Source organism: Leucobacter sp. M11, assembly GCF_035726885.1.
Classification (GTDB): Bacteria; Actinomycetota; Actinomycetes; order Actinomycetales; family Microbacteriaceae; genus JAPFRB01.
Genome location: NZ_JAPFRB010000003.1, coordinates 52,981 through 60,860, shown reverse-complemented (window position 1 = coordinate 60,860; position 7,880 = coordinate 52,981). Strand labels below are relative to the sequence as shown.

Here is a 7,880-nt window from a genome sequence, read left to right as displayed (position 1 = left end):
TAGGGCTGGAGGCGGGTCGGGCCGCGGAACAGGTAGGTGACCTCACGGATCGAGGACTGCTGGAGCAGCAGCATCAGGACGCGGGCGAGGCCCATGCCGAAGCCGCCGTGCGAGGGCACGCCGTAGCGGAAGAAGTCCAGGTAGAAGTCCAGCTCCTCCGGGACCATGCCCTTTTCCTTGGCCTGCTCGATCAGGACCTCGACGCGGTGCTCGCGCTGCGCGCCCGTGGAGATCTCGACCCCGTTGTAGATGAGGTCGTAGCTGTTGGTCAGCTCCGGGTTCTCGGGGTTGCGCATGTGGTAGAACGGGCGGATGCTCTTGTCGTAGTCCGTGAGGAAGACGAAATCGTGGCCGAGCTCCTCCTTGACGTACGCCGAGATCTGGCGCTCGCCCTCGGGGTCCATGTCGGCGTCGTCGCGCGGCACCTCGTAGCCGCGGCGCTTGACGATGTCCTTGGCCTCGGCCAGCGGAATGCGCGGGAACGGGCGGCTGGGCACCTCGACCGTGATGCCGAAGAGGCGCTCAATGTCCTCGCCGTGCTTCTCCTTGACCGCGGTGAGGGCGGTCACGAGCAGCTCCTCGTGTACGTCGGCGACGTCGAGGTGCGAGTCAATCCAGCTCATCTCCATGTCGACGGAGGTGAACTCGGTCGCGTGGCGCGAGGTGAAGGAGTGGTCGGCGCGGAAAGCGGGGCCGACCTCAAAGACGCCGCCGAAGCCGGCGGCCTGGGCCATCTGCTTGAAGAACTGCGGGCTCTGAGCGAGGTACGCCTTGCCCTCGAAGTACTCCAGCTCGAAGAGCTCGGCGCGAGACTCGGACGCGGAGGCCATCAGCTTCGGGGTCTGGATCTCGATGAAGCCCTTGTCGATCCACACGGTGCGGAAGGCGTGCAGCATCGTGGTCTGGATCCGGAAGATGAGCTGCTGCTCGGGGCGGCGCAGGTCGAGGAAGCGCCAGTCGAGCCGCTTGTCGAGGCCAGAGTCGTCGGCGATGGGGGTCTCGGGGTTGGCGTGGGTGATGACCGAGAGCGCCTCGATCTTCACCTCCAGGCCGCCGAGCTTCACGCGCTCGTTGTGGATGAGCTCGCCCGTGACCGTGATGAAGCTGCCGTGGGACAGCTCGGAGATGGCCTCGGTCACGGCCAGGCGCGCCTCGCCGTTCTCGACGGGCGCCTCGGGATCGAGCTCGCGCACCGCGCTGTTGACGAGCTGGGCCGCGCCAGACTCGTCGCGCAGCACGATGAACTGCACCCGCTTCTGGTCGCGGACGGTTTCGACCCAGCCGGACACCGTTACGGGGCCGTCGGGGTGCTCCTGCAGATTCTTGATCAAGACGCGTTCACTCACCCCCTCAGTCTACCGGCGTGTCAACCCGTCCGGGTGACCGTCGCTGGGAACCCCTCGGCGGGCGCGGTTCCGCGGCGCGGCGGGCCCGGGTGAGCCCCGGCTCAGGATCCGGGCGAACTCTCAGAGGACTCGAACGTAGAATGGGGTCGTGACTGAGAAACAGCTGCATTTGGTGCGCCACGGCGAGGTTCATAACCCCGATGGCGTCCTCTATGGACGGATCCCCGGATTCCGTCTCTCCGAGCGTGGTCACGAGATGGCCGAGGCCGCCGCGCTTGAGCTGGCCGGAAGCGACCGCAAGGTTGCCCGGCTCTTTGCTTCCCCCCTGGAGCGGGCCCAGCAGTCCGCGCGCCCGATCGCGAGCGCGCTCGGGCTCGAGATCCACACGGAGCCGCGGATCATCGAGCCGACCAACTGGTTCGAGGGCAAGGTGAACAGCGGCCCGGAGGCCGCCTTCAAGAAACCGAAGAACTGGCACAAGTTCTGGAACCCCTTCCGGCCGAGCTGGGGCGAGCCCTACCGCCAGGTCGCGCTCCGGGTGCGCGCCGCGATGGACGCCGCCTGGGACAGCGTCGAGGGCGGGGACATCGTCATGGTGAGCCACCAGTCGCCGATCTGGATGGCGCACCTGGATGTCGCCGGGAAACCGCTGTTCCACGATCCCCGCAGCCGCCGCTGCGATCTCTCCAGCATCACCTCATTCGAGCGCCGCGCCGGGCGCTGGGTCGAGGTCGACTACCGCAACCCGGCCGAGGCACTGCTCGAGGGAGCGAAGGACGTGGGCGCCGTATGATCCGCAGGACCCGAGGGCGCCGTGTCGCCCTCATCGCAGCCGTGCTCGGCGCTGGCCTCGTGCTCAGCGCCTGCAGCTCCAATGACACCCTGGCCCAGCAGTGGAATTCCGCGAGCGACAAGGGCTACATCGCCGGTGACGGCTCCACCACGAGCATCGAAGCCGAGGCGCGGACCGAGGCGGTCGCGTTCTCCGGCGTGGACGAGACGGGCGCCGAGATCGACTCCGCAGACTACGCGGGCTCCGTCACGGTCGTGAACTTCTGGTACGCGGGCTGCCCGCCGTGCCGCGCCGAGGCCCCCGACCTCCAGGAGGTCTCCGACGAGATGATGCCAGAGGGCGTCAAGTTCCTCGGCGTGAACACGCGCGACCAGGAGGCGCAGGCCATCCAGTTCGCGAAGGAGTTCAGCATCGGCTTCCCCTCGATTATGGACGCGAAGGACAACCGGGCGACCCAGCGCGCCTTCGCCGGACAGGTGCCGCTGAACGCGGTGCCGACGACCCTCGTCCTCGACACGGAGGGGCGCGTGGCCCACCGGGTCCTCGGTCAGCTCGCGGGAGCCTCGCAGCTCCGCACGCTGATCAAGGAGACCCAGGCCGAGGCCGAGTAAGCGATGGGCATCGGCGAAATCATCACGGACGGGCAGCTGCTCATCGCAGTGCTCCTCTCCCTCGCCGCGGGGCTCGTCTCCTTCGCGTCCCCCTGCGTCCTCCCGCTCGTTCCCGGCTACCTCGCCTATGTGGGCGGCGTGGCCACCGCCGATGACGGGGGGAAGGGCACCCGCGGCCGTCTCCTGGCCGGCGTCGGGCTCTTCATCGCCGGATTTAGCGCAATTTTCGTGGCGATCACGGGCCTCGGCGCCTCGGTCGGCGTCTGGTTCCTGGAGTGGGAAAACGTCTTGACCCGGGTCATGGGCGCGCTCGTGATCCTGATGGGGCTCGTGTTCATGGGGCAGATGCGCTTCATGCAGACGACCAAGAAGATGCGCTTCAAGCCGAAGGTCGGGCTCATGGGTGCGCCCGTGCTCGGCGCCGTGTTCGCGATCGGCTGGACCCCCTGCATGGGGCCGACCCTCACGATGATCATGGCCCTGAGCATGCAGAGCGGCTCCGTCGGGCGCGGCGTGATCCTCGGGCTGTTCTACTGCCTCGGGCTCGGCATTCCCTTCCTCCTGGTCGCCCTCGGCTTCGGCTGGGTCGCCCAGACCACGACGTTCCTGCGTCGCCACATTCGTGTGATCAACCTGATCGGAGGTGGGCTGCTCATCGTGATCGGCCTCCTCATGGTCTCCGGAATCTGGAGCAAGATGATGTTCGCCCTGCAGGCGGTGATCGGCGGTTATGTCACGCCCATCTGATTTTTATGACGGCTCGCAGCCGGCCTCGAAGAACACCGAGGCCCGCGTCGAGTCCCCCGACCTCGGCATCATCGGGTGGGGACGCTGGTTCTGGCGTCAGCTGACCAGTATGCGCGTCGCGCTGATCCTGCTGCTCCTGCTCGCGGTCGCCGCGATCCCGGGCTCCGTGCTGCCGCAGCGCAGCGCCGACCCCAACGGCGTGGTCGCCTTCGAGCGGAACAACCCCGAGCTGTTCAAAATCCTGGACGCCTTCCCCATCCAGGGCTTCGACGTGTACTCCTCCGCCTGGTTCGGCGCGATCTACATTCTGCTCTTTGTCTCCCTGATCGGCTGCGTTCTGCCCCGTATCAAGCACCACTGGGTCGCGATGCGGAACGAGCCGCCGAAGACGCCCGCGCGGCTCAACCGGATGGCCGGCTTCACCGAGACCCGCCTGGAGAAGGCGGGCGCGACGGCCGAGGAGGCCGACGCGGTCGCCGAGCAGGCCATCGCCGTGGCCCGGGACATGCTGGACAAGAAGCGGTACCGCACGGTCGTGCGCCGCACCAAGCGGGACATCTCGGTGTCCGCGGAGCGCGGCTACCTGCGCGAGACGGGAAACCTCGTCTTCCACTCGGCGCTCGTCGGCGTGCTCATCGCGATGGGCATCGGCGGCGGGCTGAGCTTCCACGGCCAGCGCGTGCTCGTCGAGGGCGAGGCACTCACGAACGCGATTCTCGACTTCGACACCGTGAACCCGGGCGCGTTCTTCGACGACGCCTCCCTCGACAACTTCGGGATGCGCTTCGAGAGTCTCGACGTGCAGTACGTGTCCCCGGACGACGAGAACGCGGCGGCCGCGGGCATGCCCCTCGACTTCACCGCGAACGTGCGGTTGTTCAAGACGGACGGCACCGAGAAGGACGGCCAGATCCGCGTCAACCATCCGCTGCGCGAGTACGGCTCCCAGATCTACCTGCTCGGCAACGGCTACGCGCCCACCGTCACGGTGAAGAACGCCGAGGGGGAGACCGTCTTCAGCGAGTCCACCCCGTTCCTGCCGCAGGACGCCAACCTGACCTCCCTGGGCGTGCTCAAGGTGCCCTTCGGCCTCGGCGAGCAGGTCGGCCTGCGCGGGTTCTTCTACCCGACGGCGAAGCAGCTGGACTCGGGTGCCTGGGCCTCAAGTTTCTCGGACCTCACGGACCCCCTGCTCACCCTGGACGTCTTCGTGGGTGACCTCGGGATCAACGAGGGCATCCCGCAGTCGGTGTACACCCTGGACACCGAGAACATGGAGCGGCTCACGGGCGGGGACACCGGCACGAAGTCGCTGCGCGTGAAGATGGGCGAGACCGTGGACCTGCCGAACGGGATGGGCACCATCTCGCTCGACGCGGCCCCCCGCTTTGCCTCCTTCGACGTGATGCGCAACCCCGCCCAGGTGTGGGTGCTCGTGTTCGCGCTGCTGGCCACCGCCGGGCTGCTGTCCTCGCTCTTCGTGCCGCGTCGCCGGCTGTGGGTGAAGGCGATCCCGGGTGACGGCGGCGTGACCCTCCAGTACGCCGGCCTCGCGCGCGGCGACGACCCGACCCTTGACCGTTCCGTCGCCGACCTCAGCGAAGAACACCGGACCCGCCTGTGATGACCATCATGAGCGCCCGCCCGGGGCAGGGTACCCTAGCTGAGGGGAATCGTCTGACGATGAGAAGTGAGAATTGTGCTTGAGACGCTAGAAACATACTCGACGCTCGCGCTGTACAGCGCGGTCGTCATCTACTCGATCGCGTTCGTGTTCTTCGCGGTCGACCTCGCGAACCGCTCCAGCGACACGGCGGTCGCCGCGGGGACCTCGCGTCGCTCGCGCTCGCTGCGGATCGGCTTCTCGCTGACCGTGCTGGGCTGGTTCGCGCACCTCGCGGCGACCGTCCTGCGCGGCGTCGCCGCCGAGCGGGTGCCCTGGGCCAACATGTACGAGTTCGCGCTCACGGCGATGCTCGGCATCGTGCTGCTGTTCATCGTCGCGCAGTTCTTCGTCGACATCCGGTTCCTCGGCGTGCTCATCACGGGCATGACCGTGCTCTTCCTGCTCATCGCGAAGATCAACTACTACGTCGAGATCATTCCGCTGCCGCCGGCACTCGACTCGTACTGGATCGTCATCCACATCCTCGTCGCGGTGCTCGCCATCGGGTTCTTCGCGCTGTCGTTCGGGCTCTCCATCCTGCAGCTCATGCAGTCGCGCCGTGAGGTGCGCGCGAAGGACCCCGAGTCCGGCCCCTCGAAGATGCGCTTCCTTGCGACCTTCCCGAACTCGGACCGCCTGGAGGACATCTCCTATCGGACGGCGATCCTCGGCTTCGTGTTCTGGACGTTCACCCTCATCGCCGGGTCGATCTGGGCTGAGCAGGCCTGGGGGCGCTACTGGGGGTGGGACACCAAGGAGGTCTGGACCTTCATTATCTGGGTGCTCTACGCCGGGTACATTCACGCCCGCGCGACCCGCGGCTGGCGCGGGAACCGTTCCGCTTGGTTGTCCATCATCGCCTTCGGCGCGATCGTCTTCAACTACACGATTGTGAACGTGTACTTCGAGGGCCTGCACGCGTACTCGGGCCTCTAACCCCGACCGAGCGCTCGCCGAACGCCCCGCCCCGTTTCCCGGGGCGGGGCGTTCGCCGTTTCCCGGGGTCGGGCACCCCCTCCGAAGAATGTGCCGAGGGTCTTGAACCCGGGTACCCGAGGGGGTATCTTCGAGCTACACGCACCGGCACCGTCGTCGGTTGATTTGGGGGGATACCATGTCACAGCTCAGTTCAGACACCGCTCCGTCCGCGCAGGAACCGGCCACGGGGTTCCGCTCGCGCCGGGTTCGAGCGCTCCTCGCGGGGGGACTCGTCCTCGGCCTCGGGGCCGCGGTCACGCTCGCCGCCTGGAACGGCTCCGAGTTCGCCAAGGCCCAGTTCGCGGCAGGGAGCTTCGCGTTCACCGGAAGCACCGACGGGGTCACCTTCGCGTCCCACCCCAGCGCGGGAGCCGCCGCCTCGCTGACGGTGACCGGGGACGTCTTAAACCTCGCGCCTGGGGACGAAACGTACCTGCCCTACGCGGTCAAGCTGGAGGGCTCGAACGACGCCACGGTGACCGCGGTCGACCCCGTCGTGGACGGCACCTTCGCCGCGGGGGAGCTGAGCTTCTCCTCCGCCGTGGTCCCGGCCTGGGGGTGTGACGGGAGCGCTGACTTCGCCGCTGGCTCCGCCGAGAGCTTCACGATGAGCCCGGACGACGTGGTCAACCTGTGTCTCCGCGTGACCGCGGCCGAGCAGAGTAGCTTCTCCCAGGGGGCCACCGGCACGGTCACCTGGCAGTTCGACGCCGTCACCTCCTAAGGGTCGTCATGCGGCACGCTGCCCCGCCGAGGCGAGGGCCTCGGCGCGGGAGATTCGGGGGCACGCGCCTCCGCGCCCTGCTCGCGGGAGGCCTGGTGCTCGGCGTGGGCTCCACACTCACGCTCGCGGCCTGGACGGGCACCGAGACCGGCCGAGCGACGTTCACCGCGGGCACCTTCACGCTCGCCTCGCGGACGGCGCTCGCCGACCCCTTCGTGAGCCACGGGCCGGGTTCCCCCGCGACGGTGCAGGTGCCCACCGGCGCCATGGTGCCCGGGGAGACCCGGGTCGGCTGGGCGCAGGTGCAGGCGACAGGCACGGTCGGGGGCACGCTCACGCTGAGCGGGGTCACCCTGGCTGGCGCCCCACTCGCCGGGGCGAACCTGGCCTTCGGCAACGCGCTCACGGTGACCGCCTCCGTCGCCGTGCAGCCGGGGGCGGGCCAGGCGAACTGCACGGCGACGACCCCCGGGGTGACCGTCACCGGGATCGGGAGCCTGCCGAGTGTGCCGGCGGTCGCCCTGCTCCCCAACGCGCAGAACACGGCGACCGTCTGCTTCGTCGTGACGCTGCCGAAGACGGCGCCGAACACGGCCCAGGGCGGTCAGGTGCAACCCACCTGGTCGCTGCTCGGCTCAACGGGGTAGCGCCGTGACGGGGCGGGCGCTCGTGCTCCTCCGGGAGGGCCTGCTCACGCTGGCGGCGATCGGCGGGGTGATCTGCATCGTGCTCGTGCTCGCGGCGCAGCTGTTTCACGTGTCGATCATCATGTTCACCACCGGATCCATGGCCCCGACCATCCCCGCCGGGTCCGCAGCGCTGGTCCGGGAGATTCCCGCGACGCAGATTCGGGTCGGCGACGTGCTCACGGTCGACCGGCCCGGCGCGCTGCCCATCACCCACCGGGTGGTTGGCGTTGCGCCGGGTCCGGACCCGGCGCAGCGCTCGGTCACCATGCGGGGCGACGCGAACGACGCGGACGACCCCGAGCCCTATCTGATCGACCGGGGCCGGA

At 68.5% G+C, this 7,880-nt stretch carries 9 protein-coding genes; 8 read left to right on the top strand and 1 reads right to left on the bottom strand.

Annotated features, from left to right (window positions below; genetic code table 11):
- On the bottom strand, positions 1-1,331 hold a 1,331-nt coding region (aspS, locus tag OOT08_RS08470), incomplete at its 3' end, for an aspartate--tRNA(Asn) ligase (RefSeq protein WP_325092885.1).
- A gap of 163 nt (positions 1,332-1,494) precedes the next feature.
- Between aspS and OOT08_RS08465 the strand changes: the two genes are divergently transcribed.
- The 8 genes from OOT08_RS08465 to OOT08_RS08430 all read left to right on the top strand — a co-directional run.
- Positions 1,495-2,139 carry a histidine phosphatase family protein gene (locus OOT08_RS08465; protein ID WP_325092190.1) on the top strand — a complete coding sequence of 215 codons (645 nt, stop codon included), beginning with the start codon at positions 1,495-1,497 and terminating at the stop codon, positions 2,137-2,139.
- Complete coding sequence (locus OOT08_RS08460; RefSeq protein WP_325092189.1) at positions 2,136-2,750, top strand: TlpA family protein disulfide reductase; 615 nt, start codon at positions 2,136-2,138, stop codon at positions 2,748-2,750. The genes OOT08_RS08465 and OOT08_RS08460 overlap by 4 nt, the downstream gene beginning before the upstream one ends.
- A 3-nt stretch (positions 2,751-2,753) precedes the next feature.
- Positions 2,754-3,497 (top strand): cytochrome c biogenesis CcdA family protein, encoded by a 744-nt coding sequence (locus OOT08_RS08455; RefSeq protein ID WP_325092188.1) that lies wholly within the window; start codon positions 2,754-2,756, stop codon positions 3,495-3,497.
- Positions 3,481-5,121 carry a cytochrome c biogenesis protein ResB gene (gene resB, locus OOT08_RS08450; RefSeq protein WP_325092187.1) on the top strand — a complete coding sequence of 547 codons (1,641 nt, stop codon included), beginning with the start codon at positions 3,481-3,483 and terminating at the stop codon, positions 5,119-5,121. Before OOT08_RS08455 ends, resB begins: the two co-directional genes overlap by 17 nt.
- A gap of 75 nt (positions 5,122-5,196) precedes the next feature.
- Positions 5,197-6,099 (top strand): c-type cytochrome biogenesis protein CcsB, encoded by a 903-nt coding sequence (gene ccsB, locus OOT08_RS08445; RefSeq protein WP_325092884.1) that lies wholly within the window; start codon positions 5,197-5,199, stop codon positions 6,097-6,099.
- Between the two features lie 178 nt (positions 6,100-6,277).
- Complete coding sequence (locus OOT08_RS08440) at positions 6,278-6,865, top strand: SipW-dependent-type signal peptide-containing protein (protein WP_325092186.1); 588 nt, start codon at positions 6,278-6,280, stop codon at positions 6,863-6,865.
- 8 nt (positions 6,866-6,873) lie between these two features.
- Positions 6,874-7,512 carry a SipW-dependent-type signal peptide-containing protein gene (locus OOT08_RS08435; RefSeq protein WP_325092185.1) on the top strand — a complete coding sequence of 213 codons (639 nt, stop codon included), beginning with the start codon at positions 6,874-6,876 and terminating at the stop codon, positions 7,510-7,512.
- 4 nt (positions 7,513-7,516) lie between these two features.
- The coding region (locus OOT08_RS08430) for a S26 family signal peptidase (RefSeq protein ID WP_325092184.1) at positions 7,517-7,880 on the top strand (364 nt) is incomplete at its 3' end.